This window comes from Acidiphilium iwatense (assembly GCF_021556475.1).
Lineage (GTDB): Bacteria > Pseudomonadota > Alphaproteobacteria > Acetobacterales > Acetobacteraceae > Acidiphilium > Acidiphilium iwatense.
This window is the reverse complement of record NZ_JAKGBZ010000051.1, coordinates 1-19,524: the sequence shown is the minus strand read 5'-3', so window position 1 is coordinate 19,524 and position 19,524 is coordinate 1. Positions and strand designations below refer to the sequence as shown.

The 19,524-nt window shown below is 63.0% G+C and carries 20 protein-coding genes; 5 read left to right on the top strand and 15 right to left on the bottom strand.

Features of this window, described 5'->3' with window-relative positions; translation table 11 throughout:
• The coding region (locus L2A60_RS17345; RefSeq protein WP_235705710.1) for a hypothetical protein at positions 1–183 on the top strand (183 nt) is incomplete at its 5' end.
• Between the two features lie 150 nt (positions 184–333).
• Here L2A60_RS17345 and L2A60_RS17340 read toward each other — a convergent pair.
• Together L2A60_RS17340 and queE are read right to left on the bottom strand one after the other, a co-directional pair.
• Positions 334–699 carry a 6-pyruvoyl trahydropterin synthase family protein gene (locus L2A60_RS17340; protein ID WP_235705709.1) on the bottom strand — a complete coding sequence of 122 codons (366 nt, stop codon included), beginning with the start codon at positions 697–699 and terminating at the stop codon, positions 334–336.
• The gene (gene queE, locus L2A60_RS17335; RefSeq protein ID WP_235705708.1) at positions 699–1,334 is read right to left on the bottom strand and encodes a 7-carboxy-7-deazaguanine synthase; all 636 of its coding nucleotides are present in this window, start codon (positions 1,332–1,334) and stop codon (positions 699–701) included. Before queE ends, L2A60_RS17340 begins: the two co-directional genes overlap by 1 nt.
• Before the next feature lie 168 nt (positions 1,335–1,502).
• Here queE and L2A60_RS17330 point away from each other — a divergent pair, with 168 nt between their 5' ends.
• Positions 1,503–2,051: an aldo/keto reductase gene (locus L2A60_RS17330; protein ID WP_316044792.1), complete on the top strand. Its 549-nt coding sequence runs from the start codon at positions 1,503–1,505 to the stop codon at positions 2,049–2,051.
• A gap of 103 nt (positions 2,052–2,154) precedes the next feature.
• On the opposite strand, the gene L2A60_RS17325 is transcribed toward L2A60_RS17330, so the two are convergent.
• Entirely contained in the window at positions 2,155–3,396 is a 1,242-nt protein-coding gene (locus L2A60_RS17325) for a DUF6880 family protein (protein ID WP_235705707.1), read from the bottom strand.
• A 19-nt stretch (positions 3,397–3,415) separates the two neighbouring features.
• On the opposite strand from L2A60_RS17325, the gene L2A60_RS17320 reads away from it, so the two are divergent.
• From L2A60_RS17320 to L2A60_RS17310, 3 genes are read left to right on the top strand one after another with little or no spacing between them, the layout of a single operon-like run.
• Positions 3,416–4,030, top strand: a complete 615-nt coding sequence (locus tag L2A60_RS17320; protein WP_235705706.1) for a hypothetical protein — start codon at positions 3,416–3,418, stop codon at positions 4,028–4,030.
• On the top strand, positions 4,005–6,164 hold the full coding sequence (locus L2A60_RS17315; RefSeq protein ID WP_235705705.1) for a DNA methyltransferase: 2,160 nt from the start codon (positions 4,005–4,007) through the stop codon (positions 6,162–6,164). Before L2A60_RS17320 ends, L2A60_RS17315 begins: the two co-directional genes overlap by 26 nt.
• A gap of 4 nt (positions 6,165–6,168) precedes the next feature.
• Entirely contained in the window at positions 6,169–8,187 is a 2,019-nt protein-coding gene (locus L2A60_RS17310; RefSeq protein WP_235705704.1) for a UvrD-helicase domain-containing protein, read from the top strand.
• Between the two features lie 44 nt (positions 8,188–8,231).
• On the opposite strand, the gene L2A60_RS17305 is transcribed toward L2A60_RS17310, so the two are convergent.
• From L2A60_RS17305 to L2A60_RS17250, 12 genes are all read right to left on the bottom strand, one after another.
• Positions 8,232–8,765 carry a GNAT family N-acetyltransferase gene (locus L2A60_RS17305; protein WP_235705703.1) on the bottom strand — a complete coding sequence of 178 codons (534 nt, stop codon included), beginning with the start codon at positions 8,763–8,765 and terminating at the stop codon, positions 8,232–8,234.
• On the bottom strand, positions 8,765–9,061 hold the full coding sequence (locus tag L2A60_RS17300) for a type II toxin-antitoxin system TacA family antitoxin (RefSeq protein WP_235705702.1): 297 nt from the start codon (positions 9,059–9,061) through the stop codon (positions 8,765–8,767). The genes L2A60_RS17305 and L2A60_RS17300 overlap by 1 nt, the downstream gene beginning before the upstream one ends.
• 82 nt (positions 9,062–9,143) lie before the next feature.
• Entirely contained in the window at positions 9,144–10,268 is a 1,125-nt protein-coding gene (locus L2A60_RS17295; protein WP_235705701.1) for a hypothetical protein, read from the bottom strand.
• Positions 10,234–12,897 (bottom strand): MobF family relaxase, encoded by a 2,664-nt coding sequence (gene mobF, locus L2A60_RS17290; protein ID WP_235705700.1) that lies wholly within the window; start codon positions 12,895–12,897, stop codon positions 10,234–10,236. Before mobF ends, L2A60_RS17295 begins: the two co-directional genes overlap by 35 nt.
• 51 nt (positions 12,898–12,948) lie before the next feature.
• Positions 12,949–13,356, bottom strand: coding sequence for a hypothetical protein (locus L2A60_RS17285; protein ID WP_235705699.1), 408 nt, complete (start codon positions 13,354–13,356; stop codon positions 12,949–12,951).
• Between the two features lie 50 nt (positions 13,357–13,406).
• Complete coding sequence (locus L2A60_RS17280; RefSeq protein WP_235705698.1) at positions 13,407–13,631, bottom strand: hypothetical protein; 225 nt, start codon at positions 13,629–13,631, stop codon at positions 13,407–13,409.
• A 4-nt stretch (positions 13,632–13,635) separates the two neighbouring features.
• Entirely contained in the window at positions 13,636–15,501 is a 1,866-nt protein-coding gene (locus L2A60_RS17275; protein ID WP_235705697.1) for a type IV secretory system conjugative DNA transfer family protein, read from the bottom strand.
• Between the two features lie 3 nt (positions 15,502–15,504).
• Positions 15,505–16,176 (bottom strand): ATPase, T2SS/T4P/T4SS family, encoded by a 672-nt coding sequence (locus L2A60_RS17270; protein WP_235705696.1) that lies wholly within the window; start codon positions 16,174–16,176, stop codon positions 15,505–15,507.
• Positions 16,173–16,544 (bottom strand): P-loop NTPase family protein, encoded by a 372-nt coding sequence (locus tag L2A60_RS17265; RefSeq protein WP_235705695.1) that lies wholly within the window; start codon positions 16,542–16,544, stop codon positions 16,173–16,175. The genes L2A60_RS17270 and L2A60_RS17265 overlap by 4 nt, the downstream gene beginning before the upstream one ends.
• Positions 16,534–17,736 carry a type IV secretion system protein VirB10 gene (gene virB10 / locus L2A60_RS17260; RefSeq protein WP_235705694.1) on the bottom strand — a complete coding sequence of 401 codons (1,203 nt, stop codon included), beginning with the start codon at positions 17,734–17,736 and terminating at the stop codon, positions 16,534–16,536. The genes L2A60_RS17265 and virB10 overlap by 11 nt, the downstream gene beginning before the upstream one ends.
• Positions 17,733–18,623 carry a TrbG/VirB9 family P-type conjugative transfer protein gene (locus L2A60_RS17255; protein WP_329603600.1) on the bottom strand — a complete coding sequence of 297 codons (891 nt, stop codon included), beginning with the start codon at positions 18,621–18,623 and terminating at the stop codon, positions 17,733–17,735. Before L2A60_RS17255 ends, virB10 begins: the two co-directional genes overlap by 4 nt.
• 32 nt (positions 18,624–18,655) lie before the next feature.
• Positions 18,656–19,348: a type IV secretion system protein VirB8 gene (locus L2A60_RS17250; RefSeq protein ID WP_268920312.1), complete on the bottom strand. Its 693-nt coding sequence runs from the start codon at positions 19,346–19,348 to the stop codon at positions 18,656–18,658.
• Positions 19,349–19,524: the final 176 nt, after the last annotated feature.

Sequence of the window (19,524 nt, the reverse complement as noted above, 5' to 3'; positions counted from 1 at the left end):
TTGCATCTGCTCGGCCGCAACTACCTTGCCGGCGAAGCGCATTCCGTGGCTGTCGATCCACAAACACACGAGGTCTATTTCCCGCTTCAAAACATCGGCGGCAAAGGCGTGTTGCGCATCATGAAGCCCATCATGAACGAACCAGACCCCAGAAGGCATGCGCGTAAAAATCAGCTTGGTTGATTTGCTCCGTCGGATGATGGGTGACTTTGTGCCGATATTGGCTGATCCTCTGGCCGGCCAGGAAACAGAAAGCAGAAGGCACAGCCGCGTGCCGACTTTGCGTCTGACCAGATGGAGGCAGCCGAAATCGATGGGTTTTTGTTGGCATGGTCAGGTCTCCGGTCCGGTATAGGCGCAGGATTCGCCCTCGCTGTCGCGGAAGACGGCGACGCGCGCCAGATTCGGGCAGGCGGGCGCGAGGCTGCGCCAGATGAAGAGGCAGAGATTTTCCAGCGTCGCGGGGCCGATTGTTTCGATGTCGTCGAGAAAGCGATGGTCCAGCCGGTCGCGCAGCCGGGCGAGCTCGGCGCCGAACAGGCCGAAATCCATCACCATGCCGTGCGAATCGGGCGCGCCGCGCAGCGAAACCTCCGCGCGGTAGGAATGGCCATGGATGCGCCGGCTGGGTTCGGCGTCGATCCGGCGGTCCAGCGTGTGCGCAGCCTCGAAGCGGAAATCCTTGGTGAGTTCGAACATTATGGAATGCCGAGATATTTGTGGGTCTGCATCGACAGGCGCCAGCGCGGATGGGTTTTGCAATAGGCGATGGCGGCCTCGGTATTGGCCGCGCGGTCCGGCCCGTCCATCGGCTGCAGGAGGAAATGGGCGAAATCGAGCGATTCGAAGCGATCGGGCTCGGCGCCTTGTTGCGGATAGACCAGCTTGAGTTCGGAGCCCTGGGTGACGATGAGATCGGCGCCGGCTTTCGGGCTGACGCAGAGCCAGTCGATGCCGGGCGGCGGGGCGATGGTGCCGTTGGTCTCGACCGCGATTTCGAAGCGGTGTCGGTGAAGGGCGGCGATCAGCGCGGAATCGAGCTGGAGCAAGGGCTCGCCGCCGGTGAGGACGACGAGAGCGTGATCCATTGCCGGGGTTGGCCAGGCGGCGCGGATCGCCTGGGCGAGCAAGGCGGCGTCGGTGAATTTGCCGCCGCCCTGCCCGTCCGTGCCGACGAAATCGGTGTCGCAGAAGCGGCAGGTCGCGGCCGCGCGGTCGGCTTCGCGCCCGGACCAGAGATTGCAGCCGGCGAAGCGGCAGAATACCGCCGCGCGGCCGGCATTGCGGCCCTCGCCCTGCAGTGTGTGGAAAATCTCCTTGATGCTATAGGCCATCGGCTGGTTCCTTCATGTCCCGCGACCTATCGCAAACTTCCAGCCCTGACGAGGCCGAGATGGATCATGTCCCGCATGAAATGGACGCCGGAGTCGGGGCGCTGGCGGGCGATGCGTGCCTGAATTGCGGGACCGCGCGGGTCGGGCCGTGGTGCCATCGAGGGCAAGGTGAAGCATTTCGGCCTCTCGGAGCTGGGCGCGCAAACCGGGCGCCGCGCTCATGCCGTGCAGGAGGTGAGCGCGCTGCAAAACGAATATTCGCTCTGGACGCGCGGGCCCGAGACGAATGGCATTCTGGCGGCCTGCGAGGAACTGGGCATTGGGCTCGTACCCTATAGCCCGCTCGGCAAGGGGTTTCTCACCGGGGCCATGAACAAGGACACGACGCTGAACGAGAATGATTTCCGCCGCAACCTGCCGCGCTTCACGCCCGAAGCCATGACGGCCAACATGGCGCTGGTGGAATTGCTCAAATCCATCGCCGCACGGCACAACGCCACGCCGGCGCAAGTGGCGCTGGCCTGGCTGCTGGCGCAAAACCCCTGGATCGCGCCCATTCCCGGCACCACCAAGCTGCACCGGCTGGAGGAAAATCTCGGTGCTGCAAATCTGCTTCTTACACCCGCCGACCTGACAGAGATCGAAACCGCGTCGATCAAAATCCAGATCGAGGGCGAACGCTATCCCGCGCATCTCATGGCCACGGTCGGGCGCTGAGCGCGGCTGGAACCACCGCGGCACAGGAGAACAGCGGCAAGGCACACCATAAACGGGGAGCAGGACGATGGTGAAATGAGCTTTCGCCATCGTTCTTCCTCAGTTACACAAGCAAACCCCAGAACGAACTCTTCCGCCCATGCTCCAGGCGCAGCCGCGCGACATAGGCCTCATGCCGCTCATGGGTGCCAAAATCCGCTACCGCCGACGCCAAGCTCTCGCAATCCCGCAAATGCCGCGCGGCGTGTTTGTACCGGCTGGTACGATTCTTGGTCAGGGAAAAATCAATCATCGCCCGCAGCACCAGGATCGCCGCCAGCGGATGTTTGGCCGCGAGCGCATCCGCGGCACGGGTGAGAATTTCATATTGGTCACCATCAAGTTCTTTGTACCGCTGCGTTACCAGCGCCGCCGCGCGGTTCAGCTCCGGCCAGGAGACCAGAAAATACAGAGCATCACTGAGATTAGTCGAATTCCGCGCGTAATCGAGCGCCTTTTCCTCGGCCTCGACATCCTCGAAATCCGGCAATTTCTTGAGATAATCCCGCAAGTGCCGGGTCGAGAGCGAGCGCTCAAAACAGCGCCATCTGGCCGCCTGGGCATTATCGGCGCGTCCCAATGCTTCGAGCACCTCGATCCTGGCATCTTCCCAGTCAAAATCCGGCCAGTCCCAGCCTCGTGATTTGCGCGGGGCGGCAGCCTCGATCGCCGTCCAGGCTTCATCCGCCCGGCCAGCCGCCAGAAGACGCAGGGCAATCCCGGCTGCAATCTTGGGCACCGTACGGGTGTCCGCCTCATATTGGGCGATGAAGGCGTCAACATCGCCCTGCGCATCGGCAATCTCCTGCAAGGCCAGTTTCACAGTGCCGACGCGAGATCTCTCAGCGATCTCGTCCTCATAAATCGGCCCGGAGGAGCCATAGCCGATCCTGACGCGGTCCTTCGCGGCTCGCTTTTCCACCGGACGGTTCGAGAGGTCGATCATGAGTTGCTTCAAACGCCCCAGCCCTTCTGGCCCCAGCGCCTTGGCCAAAGCGGAAATCAGCCCGTCGAACTGGCCGTAATCATTCACCACCAGCGCATCAAAGGCCTGGTCCGCCAGCGTTACCGGAGAGGCCTTGGCCAGCACGGCGACAACGCCAAGGTCTTCGCAAGCCTGATGAAAAATCGGGCTGATGATACCGTTGCTGTCATCGCAGCGCGCGAACACCGGGTTGGCCAACGCCATGAAGCGCCATAGCAGGTCGAGCGCTTCCTGCGGATCATCCCTGGCGATACTGCCCATGATCGCGACGCGTTGGGCCTCCAGATCAGCCGCCAGGGGCTTGATCCCGTGCCAATCCACAAACGAGCGCGCCCGGCCCTTGGCCGAGGGCGAAACGCGAACGGAGGAGGAGCCGCGTGCCCCTGAGCTAATCTGGAATGGTGCGCGCATCACCATCACCGATGAGCAGATGGCCACACTGGCGCGAACCGGCACGCTCACCTTGTCCGACGCGCAACTCGTCTGGCGCGGCAAGGACAGGCAGGACTGGTCCGACCTCGTCGTCAACGTGCCGCCGCTCTATATTCAGGAAAAAATCCACCCGAAAGCGATCATCGACGACCTTAAGCGCCGCACCGCGCAAAAACGCGAGGCCGAGACCGACTCGCCAGACCTGTTCGCCGATTTCAACGGCATCACGCCGGAGCAGCGTGCCGAATTCTATCAGCACGACCAGCACTGGTCGAACCGCATGATCCTGGGTGATTCCCTCCAGGTCATGGCCAGCCTCGCGGAGCGCGAGAGCCTGAAGGGCAAGGTGCAATGCATTTATTTTGACCCGCCTTACGGAATTAAATTCAATTCCAACTGGCAGGTTTCCACCCAGTCGCGCGATGTGAAAGACGGCAAACAGACCGATATTTCACGCGAACCGGAACAGGTGAAAGCCTTCCGTGACACATGGAAGGATGGTGTTCACTCCTATCTTACCTAATCTGCGCGATCGCCTGACGGTGATGCGCGATTTGCTGACCGAAAGCGGCTCGATTTTTGTCCAGATTGGCGATGAAAACGTGCACCGCGTTAGGGCGGTAATGGATGAGGTGTTTGGAGAGGACAATTTCCTATCACTTATAGCCATCACCAAGGGTGCGACTGGTTTATCGGCGAGCGGAAGAATGCCGGCTCGTCTCGATTATATTATCTGGTACGCGAGACGTTCCGACCAAGTTAAATATCGACAGCTATTCATGCTCAAATCTGAAAGCAATGATCCTAACTTTCCATGGGTCATCTTACCGTCAGGCGAGCGACGCAGGCGCACCGAATTCGAACGAGATGGCGCCTTACTGCCCGAAAATGCACTACTAGGTCAAGACGTTTCTCTAACGAAACCAGGACCGGGAGCAAAATACGAAGTTGAGCATGTAGGCCGCAAATTCAGTTCAGGAAGCCGTTGGTGGGGTACGACTAAGCCTCAGCTTGAACGGGCACTAAAAACCAATCGTATCATCGTAATTGGAAATTCACTGCGGCACCTACGCTATCTGCACGAAAGTAGTTTAACCGCTATCGGCAATCTCTGGGACGGTTTTCTCGGCCAAAACGCGCCTGTCTATGTTGTCCAAACGAATACAGACCTCGTGCAACGCTGTATTCTTATGGCCACCGACCCTGGCGACCTCGTGCTCGACCCCACTTGCGGCTCCGGCACAACCGCTTACGTCGCCGAGCAATGGGGAAGGCGCTGGATTACCATGGACACGAGCCGGGTCGCCCTCGCTTTGGCCCGCACCCGCCTGATGGCAGCGCGCTACCCGTGGTATCTGCTGGCGGACAGCCGGGAAGGCCGCGCCAAAGAAGCCGAGCTGACCAAACGCCCGCCCGCTGACACGCCGCTGCATAACGACATCCGCCAGGGTTTTGTTTATGAGCGCGTGCCCCACATCACCCTCAAATCCATCGCCAACAACAAGTTGATCGACGACATCTGGGAAAAATTTCAGGCGGTGCTGGAGCCGCTGCGCGCCACGCTCAACGCTTCCCTCCCCCGAAGTGGGGAGGGATATGCCGAATGGGAAATTCCTCGAGAGGTTGATCCTTCATGGAGCCAAGCCGCGCGCGCGGCGCACGAGCAATGGTGGGAGGCGCGCATCGCCCGCCAGCGCGAGATCGATGCCAGCATCGCCGCCCGCGCCGATGTGGAATTTCTGTACGACAAACCCTACACCGACAATGCCCGCGTGCGGGTGGCCGGGCCGTTCACAGTGGAGAGCCTCTCGCCACACCGCGTGCTGCCCGCCAGCGAGGACGAACTGCTCGGTGATGCCAAACCCGTTGATGCGTCCCAGGCGGGACAGGATTTCTCCGCCATCGTCATCGACTATCTCAAATCAGAAGGCGTGAAACAGGAGCAGAAAAACGACCGCATTACCTTCGAGAGCCTCACCCCCTGGCCCGGCAACTATATCGGCGCCAGCGGCATTTTCATCGAGGGTGAAAACGGCCCCGAACGCCGCGCCGCCATCCTCATCGGCCCGGAATATGGCACGGTGGGCCGGCAGGACATCGTCGCCGCCGCGCGCGAGGCGGTGGATGCGCGGTTTGACGTGCTGATCGCCTGCGCCTTCAACTTTGATGCCCATTCCACCGAGTTGGGGAGTCTCGGCAGCTTGAAAATCCTCAAAGCCCGCATCAACCCGGACATGCACATGTCCGCCGAGCTGAAAAACACCGGGCGCGGCAACATGTTTGTCGTGTTCGGCGAGCCGGATGTCGAAATTCTCGACGATGGCAGTGCAGAAATCCGCGTGAAGGTCAACGGCGTCGATGTGTTCGACCCCAACACCGGCGATATCCGCTCCAACGACACAAAAGGTATCGCCGCCTGGTTCATCGACACCGATTATAATGAGGAAAGCTTCTTCGTCCGCCACGCCTATTTCCTCGGCGCCAACGATCCGTACAAGAGCCTGAAAACCGCCTTGCAAGCCGAAATCGACGAGGATGCCTGGGCAACACTGTATGCCGACACCTCCCGTCCGTTCCCGCGCCCGGCGCGCGGGCGCATCGCGGTGAAGGTCATCAACCATTTCGGCGATGAAGTGATGAAAATATTCGGGGTGTAGGGCCGTGAACTTTCTCATCGCCGAAAGCTTTACCGCCTCGTTCAACCGCCTGTCTGGCCTGGACCAGAAGGCGGTGAAGGCCAGCGTGTTCGATTTGCAGATGGACCCCACCGGCAACGGGCTGCAACTGCACCGAATTGATAAAAGCAAGGACCAGAATTTCTGGTCCGCCCGCGTCAACCGCGATATACGGCTGATTATCCATAAAACCAGCGAGAGCGTGCTGGTTGCCTATGTCGGCCATCACGACGACGCCTATGGCTGGGCCGAGCGCCGCCGGATTGAGGCGCATCCGCGCACCGGGGCCATCCAGATCGTCGAAGTGCGCGAGCTTGTCGAGGAGAGCGTACCGGCCAGACCCAAGGAAAAACCTGCCCCGGCGCTGTTCGCCAGACTGGACGATAACGCGCTGCTCTCCATCGGCGTACCCCCCGACTGGCTCGCCGATGTACGAATTGCAAGCGAAGAGGGTTTTTTCGCGCTGGCCCAGCATTTGCCCGCCGAAGCCGCTGAAGCCCTGCTCGAATATGCCACCACCGGCAGGCTGGCACCCCCCGCGCCGAAACCGGCGATCGCCGACCCCTTCGCCCACCCCGACGCACTACGGCGGATCAGGCCCATCGCCGATCAGCAGGAACTGGAACAGGCGCTGGCCTTCCCATGGGAAAAATGGGGCGTGTTCCTGCATCCCTCGCAACGCGCGCTGGTTGAGCGCACCTTCTCCGGCCCGACGCGCGTCGCCGGATCAGCGGGCACCGGCAAAACCATCGTCGCCATCCACCGTGCCGTAAAGCTTGCGCGCGAAAATGCCAGCGCCCGCATTCTGCTGGCCAGTTTCTCGCAGCCTTTGGCGGACGCCATGGCGAAGAAGCTGTTGGTTCTAGCTCCTGAGACGGGCGGCATCGTCCAGCGGATCACCACCGCATCCTTCCACGGGATCGCCGAGCAGATGTATCAGCTCGAACACGGCGTGCGCCCGCGTATCGCCTCGGAGACCGTGCTGCGGGAGCGCTTGCGCACCGCCGCGGCAAACCTCAAGGGTTTCTCTGAACGCTTCCTCCTCTCCGAGTGGACCAACGTCATCGATGCCTGGGGGCTGACCTCGCTGGATGCCTATGCCACGGTCCAGCGCATGGGCCGCAAGAGCAGGCTCGGCCCCAATCAGCGCGCGAGCCTATGGCCAGCATTCGAGGCTGTACGCGAGGCGCTGGCGGTCGAACGATATACGACATGGGCGAATGTCTTCACCGATCTTGCCAACGCCTTGGCGCAGCGGCCCCTCAAGCCCTTCGACCATGTCGTCATCGACGAAGCACAGGACCTTGCCCCGGCCGAGCTGAGGTTCTTCGCGGCTCTGGCGCCTGCGAAGGCGGATGGCCTGTTTCTGTCGGGCGATGTGGGCCAGCGCATTTTCCAGCACCCTTATTCATGGGCGAGCCTTGGCGTCGATGTGCGGGGCCGCTCCCACACGCTGAAAGTCTGCTACCGCACCTCGCAACAGATAAGGCGCGCTGCCGACCGGCTATTGCCGGCGGTGTTGCGTGACACCGATGGGCTGGAAGACGAGCGGCGGGGGATCGTCTCAGTCTTCGAAGGCCCCGCCCCGGAGGTTAAATCTCTCGCCAGCGCAGAAATTGAAGCGGAAATTGTTCGTAAAACCGTCAAAACTTGGCTTGAAGAGGGCATCGCGCCCCGTGAGATCGGCCTGTTCGTCCGCACCACGCAGCTTGTCGCCCGTGCGCGCGCCGCAATTGCCGGGCTTGCGGGCGTGGACGAAATGGTGACTGTTCCCATGAGCTCGGCAAAGGGGCTCGAGTTTCGGGCTATTATTGTCATGGCGTGCGACCAGGGAGTTCTGCCACTCGACGAGCGCGTTGCCGATGCCGCCGATGAAGCAGAGCTGGACGACATCTACGAAACCGAGCGAAGGCTGCTTTATGTCGCCTGCACCCGGGCACGCGAACATCTGCTCCTTACGGGGGTGACACCGACATCTGAATATCTGGCGGATTTTTTGCAGTAGAAAGGCCGTCGTGAAGTGGCGTCGGATTAAACTTCAAAGCCAACTCACTCCCTCCCGGCATGATGATCGACCGCCTTCAGCGACGCGGCGATATCGCCAATCGACCGGAACAGCACCAGCGTATCATCTTTCGACGGCAAAAAACCCCTGCGGCGCCAGAACGCAGCCGCCTCATCATCAACGGCATTGACGATGAGAGCCCGCCCACCGATCAGTTCGGCGCCGCTGACGCTGCGGGCCAGCGCGTGGTTGAACAATCCTGTGCCAATCCCCTGCCCCACCCAAGCACGATCCGTCGCAAGCTGGCCGAGCAGAATACACGGCACCGGGTTCGGCGGCTGGCCAGTGCGGATCGAGCGCGGCAGAGTGGCTGGCACAATGGCGGTAGGTGCCAGGCCGTAATAGCCAACCACCCGGCCCGCCGCATGGACGACCATGACCACCGTGAACCCCTTCTGTTGATTCGCCAGCGCCCGGGTCTTCAGCCAATGGTCAAGCGAAGGTTTGCCGCAGGAGAACTGGGATAAATCGTGACCGGCATTCAGGAGCTCCGGCGCGGAAAGCGGCGGCTCCGCCATCAGCGCTTCGCCGTTCCCTTCTCCCACGGCGCCTTGCGGCGAAGGGATGCCACCATTTCCGGCACGGGCGCGGCCGGCGCGGAGACTGCTTGGACGAACGCGTCAAAGCCCTCCGGACTCATGCGCACCAACGTGCTTTCCATGAGAACCTCCTCGGCAGCCCGAACTGCCGCCTCGCGCACAAAGTCCGTTCGCGAGCGCCCGCGCAGATCGGCGGCCCTGTCGATAATGGCGATGTCACCTTCCGGAAGCCGCATCGAAAGCGGGTGGTCCTTGCGCTTGGCTGAGGCGGTCATGGCTGTGGCTTTTGTCATAGGCAGCATATAAAACTGTGTAGCGCATTATGCAATACAATGCAATGCAATGCAGTTGCTTCCATCACCGGCTATGCCGCCTCGTTTGCTCCCGCTGCTCAATGTGATCCCGCCAATCTTGGCCTCGTTGACCAACCTGACGCCAGAATTCCGCCTCGCTCTGGCGGTTGACCAACGGGCGACGGGCCACCCCGGCCAGAAGTTCCGCCACATCCGCACCGATACGGGCAACACGCGCCAATGTACCGCCATGACGGCGCAATTGAGCCGCCAAACCGGGCAAATTCTCCTCGAACGCCCGCGCAATCCGGCGGCTCATCAACCGCTCAGCCAGCATCGACGGCTGCTCCCGCGCCGCCCCGCGCGCTTCCGCTGCCCGGTGAACCCTCTGCGTCGCCTGGACCGCCCCGCGCCGCAGGTTAGCGGCACGCTCAATCAATGCCAGAGCGGCTTCCTTCTCAGGTTGCTGGGCAAAATTGCGGATGATGTTGTTCAACAGATCGCCGTGCCCGATCTCGCGCTGGTCGCCCAAAGGCCGCCGGGCAATCACCTCAGCCCGCTCAGCCCCCTCCGATGTCACGATAAAACTCTGCTCCCGATGCCGGCTGCCCGATGTATAGGCCCCAAATGCCGAGACCTGTTTCGTGCCCGCCGGCATCGCATGAATATGCTCCGTCACCGTGGTGCCCTGCGCGGTATTGGTGGTCAGCGCATCACCATAGGCCAACTGAACTCTGCCGCTGGCATCATCGCGCAAACTCTCCCAGGCGACCGCCCCTTCCCTGCCCGCACCGTTTCTCAACATCAGCGCGGCGGCGTCGACGGCTATAATTTCCAGCACCGACCCGTTGCGGCCGATATTCCCGACAGTGCCGGTCGCCGTGAATCTGGCGTTTGTACGCCGGAACAAGCGCACCCGGTCCCCCACGGCAAGCGCCAGTTCGTACTCCCGCTCTCCCACCCCATCGGTGGCTTTGAGCGTGACGATATCGACACCTATTTCTCGCATGTCCCGGCGCTGCTGGCGGATGGCCAGGCTGATGTCATGCGCTTCCGCGTTACTCGGTGCGCTCACCGATATCGTGAACTCGGGCCGGTCCCGGTTCGCCTCATGCCGCTGCCGCCAAAGCACTGCGACATGCGCCACCGCCTCCTCAATACCCGCCCGGCACGATCCGCAACGTGCCATTTGCATCCTTCCTGCGCACGACCTCTTCCGTCTGGCCATTGCGCAACATCAGCACCGTCCCGCGCTCTTCCTCCGCTTTCTGCCTGACCGAAGAGCCCAATTCCGGCACCTTCTCCGCGCCCATCGCCCGGCGCAGCAGCTCGATCACCGGCCCGGCTTCCACCGCCTGCATCTGCTTGGGGTCACCGATCATGACCAGCTGGAACTTTTTCTCCGCCTGCGCCGCCATGATCACGTTGAGCTGACGGGTACCGAGCAACCCCAGCTCATCGACCACCACGACGGATTTGCGATCGAGGACCAGCTTTCCCCGCTCCAAATCCCGCAGGAATGCCGTGACAGCCCTGGTGTTACCCGCGGGAATCCCGGCTTCCGCCAGATCATCGGACTGCCGCCACGCCAGGGCGATGCCATGGACGGCCCTGCCATCCTCCTGCCAGGCCTGAACCAATGGCTTCAGTAATGTGCTCTTGCCGGAGCCCGCCACGCCGATGGCGAGCCCCACACGCCCGCCAGCACCAAGCTGGTCGATGATCCGCCGCTGCGCCCTTCCATGCGCGCTGGTAAAATCAATCTCCGGGAACGCAGCCACCGCCGCCGCGATGGCTTTGTGCGAGAGCACGGCACTGCGATCCCGCGCCCCGGCCCGCGCAGTCTCAATGAGCAACTTCTCCTCGCGGACCTCGATCGTCGTGGTTACCGCCATCCGGTCCCTGCCCTGCCGTCCCGGTACACGGCCCCAGATCAACGCGGCATTCTCACCCCGGCGCTGCATGCCACGTTCACGGAAAGCCTGGGTGATGGCATCGACATCTCGGGCTTCCCCAATCCCCGCAGCGATCAGCCCCTTGGCGGCGGCGATCCGGGCATCGGCGCCGTCGATCACCGCCCGCCGGTCGAATTGTCTGCCCAGCAACGGCAGAGCGGCCTGGAAGGCTGTCTCCAACCGCTGCTCCCGGCTGGGAAGAGGCGCGATATCATCTGGACGCAGCACGCTCCGGTGCTGATAACCCAGCCGCAACGCCGTTGCCCGCCAGGCGACGAGATCGCTGACATCATCGCTTTTGGCCTCGCGCGGGTTCTGCACCCCGGCTTTCAGCAACGCGATTTTTCGGACGGATGTGAGACTCTCCCAATCGAGGCCAAGTGATCGTGCATAGGCCCGCGCGGCTGCGGTGCCGCCCATGGTCCGCTTGCTGAATTGCGCGACGACATTCTCCGGCACGGCGGAGAGACGCGCCATTTCCGTGCGAGCGTCGAGTTCCACCACCACGCCATGGGCGCGTAGATGATTGGCGAGATAGGCCTGGTACAGCGCGCCCCATTCATGGATCCGCCCCTCAAGCAAAGCGAGATCGAGGCTGCCCACCCGGCCACTCGGCGTTTCCACGATGTTGAACACCGCTACGTGGGTGTGCATCTGCATATCACCCGGTGCGCGGCCCTGTGCCCCGGTGAGCGTATGCAGCTCCGTGACGGACGGCCCCTGCGCATCCTCCCGCACGATCTCAACCGTGGGCCGGGCCGCGTAATGGTCAAACGACACCCAGCCGATGGAACCGGCCTCATAACCCCGTTTCGCGGCGTCCCCTATCGAGGCCCGACCGATCTCCCGCTCAATGGCGGCCATGACGCTATCGATCGCGTCTCGGTGCGCCTGGTGCAGCATCGCCCGCTCGGCTTTGGTGGGCGCGAAAGCCCAGGCGATGGAGAGCGATTTGGGCGCGGAAAAGGTAAGATCGATATAGCCAATCCGCATCTTGGCGGCTTCAAAGATGGTCTGGTATTGGCGGGCACTCACCTCCCGACCATCGGCATCACGCCCCGAGAGTATATGCGCGCGTTGTTCGGTGGTCAGCGTTTTGTCTTTGATGCCCAAGCCTGCCAGCAAACGCCGCACCGCCCGCTCGGCTTCCTCGGCAGGCAACGCCTCACCATTTACCTTCCGCCCCGCCAGCAACTGCGCCAATTGTTCGTGCGTTGGCATCTGCGCAGCATCCAATCCAAAAATCTGTGCAAGCTGCAGGCTCGATGCGCGCTGCACCCGCCCCTCGATGGCGCCGCCATCCGCGCGCTGCCCGTTCAGCAGGCACGCCACCTCATCCGGCTTCAGCCCGCGATGCGGCTCAATCCCCAGCCGCCGCGCCAGCATCGGGTTCATGTCCCGCCGGGGCGCTGCAGTCGCACTGCTGCGATCTGGCGCGACGGCGGCCTCGGCCATCGCAGCGTGCAAGAATTTTTCTTTGTCGTCTGCCCCCTCACCTGTCCCCTCACCGCTCTCTTCGCTGGCTGGTCCCGCCCCAGACAGCCGAGCCAGACAAGTCAGCGCTTCTTCACGGCCCACCAGCCCCGCCGCCGCGAAGGCCGCCAAAGCCCGCAAGATCGACTCATCCCGCTCATCACTCGGGCCAGCGGCAAGCTCGAAACCGCTGTCGGCGAGGCGCTCCGCTTCCACCCGCACCAGCCCATCCAGCGTCTCCGCCACCAAAGGAGTGCCACCCGCCGCGAACCGGCCATAGCGTGACGCGGCGGCATCGGCGAGCGTTGGGGGGGTCACGCCCTGCTCATAATATTCGGCCATCGCCGCCATCTCGGGCGACAAGGTCTGCTGCAACAGATGCTCGCTCATGAACCGTGACGCGGCCGGCGCTCCCGCCGCCCCCGTGCGATAGGTCAACATTCAGCCACCCTCATTATCCATGGGTGGGCTCTGCGGCCATTCCGTCCCGTTGTGACCCGGCGGCGTTTCGCCGGGTGGCACGCCAAAGGCCACGCTCAGAACCTGGGCCAGCCCGTCAAATTTCCGTTCCACGTCGTCAACCGATGCATCCAGCTCCATGATGGCGGCGGTCAGGTCCCGCAGGGTTTTGAGCAGCGGCGACGGTGCGGGTTCCTCGGCGGCAAATTCACTGAGCTTGCGCAGCAGACTGGTCTGCGCGTGCAGCGTATCGAGCATCAGCCCCAGCGCGCCGTTCATCGCGGCCTGCCCGGCGTCCAAAGCCGCCAGCCGGGCGGCAATCGCCTCCAGCGATATTTGTGCCGCCGGAGACGGTCCCTGGGCATCCGGCCTACCGCCGTGGTGTTCCATCGGTGGCGTTATCAGTCGCGGCCGTGACGCACGGCTGGAGGCGCTTCGTCTCACGGCGTCAGCCGCCGCCGGTGCGGCACGTCCAAGGGCGACGCTTCCAGCTCATTCAGTGTTGGCTGACGCGCGTTATCAGGAATACGCGCTTCAGCCCGCGCATCCCGCAGCAGGCTCGCCGCCCGGGCCAGGGCGACATTCTTCTCCGGTGTGGATTTACTGGCCACCGAAAGCCAATACGCGGCGGCGGCGCGGTCGAGATCGGCGTCGATTTCGGACATGGGGTCACGCTCCTTCGTGGTTTGATCGCTGGCCGGGGACGGTCTGAGACCCCGGCTTGTGGAAGCGGTTCTCCGCCACCAGTGCCTGCATCTCTGGGCGCCTAAAATAAATCGCCCGCCCGCAGCGCAGCGGCGCCATGCCGCGTGCGAGAACAAACATTTCGTCATCGCGCACGCCGCGCATCAGCTCAGCCTTGCGGATCAGCGGCCGCCCGATCTCGTGATAGGAAACATTCGAGCCACGCGAGAGCGAGGATGATTGCATGGCCTTGCCGGATTTGCCGGTATTCATCCCCTCGGAGCTCGCCATCACGCCATAGGTGCCAAAGGAGTTTTCGAGCTCGGTGGCAGTGTCGAGATCCTGCACCGCCGCGTAGCAGCGATAGGAGACGCCGTCATACCAGGAGCGTTTGCCCTGTTCGCCCCATTGCTCGACGATCTGCCCGCTCGATTGATAAAGGAGCTGCATGGTGATGCCGTATTTGCGCCCGGCATCGCGCGCGGTTTCCAGGATTTTCATGTAGCCAAGCCGCGCCGCCTCATCGAGCAGAAACAGCACCCGTCCCTGCATCGCGCCATCCGCCTCATACACGGCATTCAGCAACGCGCCGATGATGGTGCGCGATATCCCGGGTTCCGTCTCCAGCGCCTTCAACGGCATTTTCAGGAAGATCGTCACCTTGCCATCCAGCAGGACGAAGGTCTTGAAGCTGTTGCCGGAGACGAGATCGGCGAAGGCCGGGTTGGCAAGCCAGGTGGTCAGTTCGGCGGCACTGCCAATCACCCCACTGAACGTCTCATCAACCAAGCCGCAAACCGGCCCGGCAAGTTGGCGCGCATAGGCGCTGGGGCTCGCCTCAAAGATTCCCCGCAGCACGGCTCTGACCTCATTGGCCGGCATGGCGATTGCACGGCGGACCGCGCGCAAGGTTTTGAGTTTTACCGGCGCCGTCTGGTCGAACAGAATATGAGCGAGCAAGCAGCGCACGACATTGCGCGCCATGCTGTCAAAAAAATCATCTTTCTTGGCCGCTGGCTTGTGATCCCCGCAGACCCAGGCGACAACGGAATCGATGTTGGTTGCCGCCAGCGGCGAAGTGGTCTCAATCCAGTCCAGCACGTTGAAGCCGGCACCTGCGCACGGATCGAGCTCATAGACCGCCTGCCCCATCGCCTTACGCGCGTCTCGCAGCATCGGCGCGATCTCTCCGGCGGGGTCGAGAATGACCGCCGAACCGGCCCAGTGCAGCAAGGTCGAGACCGCCGTGGTGGTTTTATAGCCGCCACTGCCGATGATCATCAGCGAATGCGTCGGCCCTTCACGGCACGGATCGATCAGCAAAGGCGCCTGCCCGCCCTGCCCCCAGCTTTTCGGATCTTCCGGATCAAAACGCCGAACGGCCACCTTGTCCCGATCGACACGATAAGCCTCGCCGACAACAATCCCGCCAAAGACAGGATTTGGCCCCGGAAACCGCTCGCGTGCGGCCGCCATGCCCATCCAGGCGGCGCGGCCATGATTATCCGTCACCGCCAGAGGCGAATTGACGATGCCGCCAAACAACGGGCGCCGGAGTTTTGGCCCGACCACGCGCTGGCCGCGATAGATCAGCCCCGCCATCATCCCCACCGGCGGCATAATGCCCACGGCGGCGCCAATCTTCAGCCAAAGCGCGACGCGCGGATTGCCGTCAAAATTCAGCGCGTAAAGCCACCATTGCCAGAACGGCCGGGGAAATTCATGTAGCAGCCCGGTGCCCAGCAGAAACACGAAGGACGCCACCACGGTCCAGGCGATGAACGCCAGGATGATGCCAAAGCCGGTCTTGATGATGAGCTGCCCGGCCTGCTCCGAGAGCGCGATCCCCATGGCTCAGGGCGCCCGCAACAAATGCGCCGCGGTCTCGCCACGGCGGGCGGCATCGGCGGCGAACCACACCTCGCCGATCTCATAGACCGCGCCCTCATTGTGGAACGGGACGATCAGATCGACGGCCGCGGACAAAAACTCCATCAGCGTCCTGTCATCCCACCGCCCGCCTTGCGAGCTGCCCTTCACCAACGCGAACAGCCGCCTGAAGGCCTGTTCGGGGTCACGGCCATGGATGGTGGTGATCGAGCCGGGGTGGCCGGAGACGATCTCGTTGATATAGGTCCAGGCCGCGTCATCGCGCAGCTCCTGCAACAAGATTCGGTCGGGCTTCATGCGCAGGCTGGCTTGCAATAACATCTCCGGCGTCACTCGCGCTGAGCCGATATTATCCTTGGCATAAAGCAGCCGGACATGGTTGGGCTGGGGAATGACCAACTCCAGCGTGTCCTCGATGGTGATTAGCCGTTCCTGCGCCGGGATGGCGCTGATCAGGGTTTTGCTCATGGTCGTCTTGCCCGAGCCGGTGGCGCCGCAGAGCAGAATGGTCAGACGCGCCTGCACGGCACACTCCAGGAAGCTCTTAATGTCCCCGGCATCGTACAAGGCGAGCAGGGCGGCAAAATCGCGCTGCATCGCCACCCGACGCCCCGCCCAGTTGTTCCAGCCGGTCACCCGGTAGCGGCGGCCGGCACCTCAAGCGGCGCCACCGACTGCCCCGGCTTGCGGATGGTGATGCTGAGCGTGCCCTGCGGCGCGGCGGGCGGCATGCAGATTTGCAGCCGTTCACCGCCCGGCAATTCCGTGGCACAGAGCGGGCTGCGCGGCCCGACATCCTGCTTGCGCAGCGCCCCGGCCAAAGTGGCGATATCCTCGAGGTCCGCATAGTCGAGCGGCACCGCTTCCGCCCGGAATTTTCCGCGCTGGCGCACGAACATCTCGCCCGGGCGGTTGATGCAAATCTCTTCTGTCGCCGGATCATCCAGCCAGTGCGCCAGCGGCTGCGTCAGATATGTCAGCAAGCGCGCGGCCTCACCCGCCATGGCCCGTCTCCGCGCCATTTACATCTACGCCACCTGTCTCCGCGCCGGTATCGTCGAGCCGCAACCGGTACACGCTGGAAAAATCCAGATCATGCGCGACGATCAGCGATACGGTATCGCCCTGGTTCTTGGTCAGCGTCGGCGGAATATTGATCGAATTCGCCAAGGCCGTATTGGCGACCGACTGGCCGTTGCTCTGGGCGGCATAGACAAAGCCGAGTGCCGCCTGCTGCGAGGTTGAATTGCTGTTGCCATTGCCCGCCGCCGCGAGAGTTCCGGCCTGCAGCCCACCTTGCACCAGGGTGAACATCAGCGCGCCGCCAAACCGGTCCCAGAAATGATTATTGACCGCTCCCGGCAAACCCGCGCGCCCCAGTTCGTCCGAACCCGGCGAATCCAGCGTGACGATGACGTGATCCGGCGTCTCGGCCCGGGTCCAATCGACAAACACCCGGTTCTGCCCTTGCAAAAACCCGCTCTCCAGCTGGCCGACGATTTTGGTGCCGCGATCGAGCAGCACGACATTGCCCGTGGAACCCCGGATGTCGATCGGCACCACGCAGGTCACTAGGCCGGGAAGCTGGCTGTCGATCGCGGTTTGCAGAGTGCAGGGGATCATCGTGCCTTCGGTGATCACCATGTCGGGATTTTGCAGCACCGATGCCTGCTCGCCATCGAGAACAGTGGGCTTCAGCCGGGCCGCCAAGGGGGAATTGTCGGGCATCGGCGCCCCCGTCGCCGCTGTTGCATCCGGCTCGGTGGCATTGGACGAGACCGGCTGGATGGGGGGCGGCGCCGATGACCCGGAGAAGGCCATGATCGGCGCCGCAGCGGGCGACGCCTGCGCAGGTGCGTCCGGCAAGCCCGTTTGTGGTTCGGCGGGGGCGGGCAATATCTGCGCGGCGGGCTCCATGGCCGATTCCGGCGGTCCGTTAAAAACCTCGCCGCCATTCGTGTAAGCCGCTGGCGTGACGTTTTGCTGATCCGCTCGCTTATGGCTGAACAGCGCATTGAACCAGATGAAGCCAAGCCCGAGAACCGCCATCAGCGCCAGAATGCCGAGCTTGGTGCCGGTGGTCAGCTCCCGGCGCGGCGTGCCCGCGACTGGCGAGCGCCCATCCTCCACTGGCGATGCCGCTGCCGGATCGGCCCGGTTCACCGCCTCCGGCCCATTGGGCGCATGCCCGCTCATGGCGAGGTTCCCGGCAGGGCATTGCCCGGCGGCACAACGACCCGCGACACGTCGGAACTGGTGGTGCCGGTTTCAGGATTGCCGCCCACCGACTGATAGCCAAGATTGTAGATGTTCAGCACCGTGTCGCCGTCGCGCAGGCGCCATTCCCGCGCGGTCTGGTCCAGCTGCACGATATCGCCGTTCACCGCATAGCTGGCGGTTGCCTCCTTCCCGTCCGGGTCGATCACGAAGATCGAGGGAACGCGCGCATTCCCGGCAAATTGCAGCAGCGTGGAATAGCCATTGTCCCACACCGCCAGCGGCGCCAGCGAATGGTCCCCACGCGCAACATATTTGTAATTGCGCGGCCCGGCGTAAGGGTTGCTCTGCTCATTCTGGAATTCTGCCTCTGCGGCGGTTTGCGTGGCCCGTTGCAAGGCCAGCCGGTTGAGCGCCGCTACCTTCCTGGCCTCCGCGGCCGCGCGCGCCGCCGCCGCTTTGGCTGCATCCGCCGGATAGGTGAATTGCACCGAGTAGAACACGCCCTTGGCGCCATCCGCCGTGGTCGGGGCAGTCACCGTCTCGATCTCGAAAACATAGCGCCGCAGCGAGCCGTCCCGGCGCTGCGTGAGCACGATGATCGGCTGCAATTTCAGTGCGGCGCTGGGCTTGAGGAAGAGGTAATTCCCCTTCGGCACCGCCGCCAGATGCAGACTGTCGGTCTCGGCTACCGACGTCACCGTCTCGTCGGGCGCGAAGCTCACCACCATCGTCGCCCCCACGATGGTCGATAGATGCACCACCTGCCCGGGGTTATAGGCAACGTAACGCATGCGACTGTCATAATGCCCGGCATCCGGCGTCTGGTCCGCGTAGGCCCCCCGTGTCGACGTCATGCCTGCCACACCGCTCAACAATACCAGCGCTATCACCCGCCTCACGGGGCGGTGTCCTCTTCATTCTGATAGCCGGTGATGATGATGCCGTCCGGATCGTCCAGCCGCTCGGCATCGGGCATTGTATCGACCTGCTCGAACTGCTCGGTCGCGGTCCAAGTCGTGGTAACAGCGGTATTCATGCCCGCCTCGAAGATCCGCTGGTAGCGCACCTGCGCCACGCCAGGCCCGATCAGCGCCACCGAGATTGGCTCCACCGTGACCACACCTCTCTTGCCGATCGTCACCTGCGGCGATTGCGGGTTCGGATAGTTGAACCACGCCTGATAGGCGGCTTTCGCCGCGGCATCCGACATGCCGGAGACAATGTCGTAGCGGTAGCGGGCGGTGTCATAGGAATAGCCCTCCCGCATCTGCACATATTGCCAAAGGGCGGCCCGGATCACCGCCTGATGCGTGGAGGCTGGCAAGGTCGAGAGCGAAACGGAATCATCGATCGTGCCGTCCGGGCGGATCAGAAAATACACCGGCACCAATCTGGTCAATGGCAGCAGCGAGGCCACTGCCCACCCCAGCCCCAGATTGGCGAACATGGATACACCCAGCGCCACCAGCGCGCCCTTAGAGAGCAGCCGTGCGGAGCGCGCCCGCGCCTCCTGAAAGGACAAGACCTCCTTGTAATGCTTGTCCAGCATGGCAGGCGCGAGCGGGAATGTGCCGGAGTTCTGATCCATCACGCCCTACCGGTCCGCGACTTTGGGCGGCGCCGCTCTGACCTCCATGAAAAGTAAGCGCGCATTTCTCGGCACCTTGGCGTGAGGGAGGGCGTGTGATCGGGTTGTGTCCATTATTTCGGGTAGTGGACACAGGCGAATGGACGGGAAGCTTCGGGTCATCAAAGTGCTTGGGA